Source organism: Nonomuraea sp. KM90 (assembly GCF_052246675.1).
In the GTDB taxonomy this organism is placed as follows: Bacteria; Actinomycetota; Actinomycetes; order Streptosporangiales; family Streptosporangiaceae; genus Nonomuraea.
Genome location: NZ_JBQQCB010000425.1, coordinates 1 through 529, shown reverse-complemented (window position 1 = coordinate 529; position 529 = coordinate 1). Strand labels below are relative to the sequence as shown.

At 66.0% G+C, this 529-nt stretch carries 1 protein-coding gene; it reads right to left on the bottom strand.

Annotation, left to right across the window (positions count from 1 at the left end; translation table 11 throughout):
* The coding region (locus tag ACTWPW_RS64600; protein WP_443175097.1) for a TCP-1/cpn60 chaperonin family protein at positions 1–529 on the bottom strand (529 nt) is incomplete at both ends.

Genomic DNA, 529 nt, shown 5'->3' with positions numbered 1-529 from the left:
GATCGTGGTCTCGTCCTTGGTCACGACCACCTTGCGGGCGCGGCCCAGCAGGTCGAGGGTGGCGCTCTCGAGCTTGAGACCGACCTCCTCGGCGACGACCTGACCACCGGTCAGGATCGCGATGTCGCCCAGCATGGCCTTGCGGCGGTCACCGAAGCCGGGAGCCTTGACCGCGACCGACCGGAAGACGCCGTTCATCTTGTTGACGACCAGGGTGGCCAGCGCCTCGCCCTCGACGTCCTCGGCGATGACCAGCAGCGGCTTGCCCGACTGCACGACCTTGTCGAGCAGCGGCACCACCTCCCGGTTGGCGGAGACCTTGCCGCTCATGATCAGGATGTACGGGTCGTCCAGGACGGCTTCGAGCCGGTCGGAGTCGGTGATGAAGATCGGTGAGATGTAGCCCTTGTCGAAGCGCATGCCCTCGGTGAGCTCGAGCTCCAGGCCGAAGGTGTTGCTCTCCTCGACGGTGATGACGCCTTCCTTGCCGACCTTGTCCATCGCCTCGGCGATGAGCGAGCCGATCTCG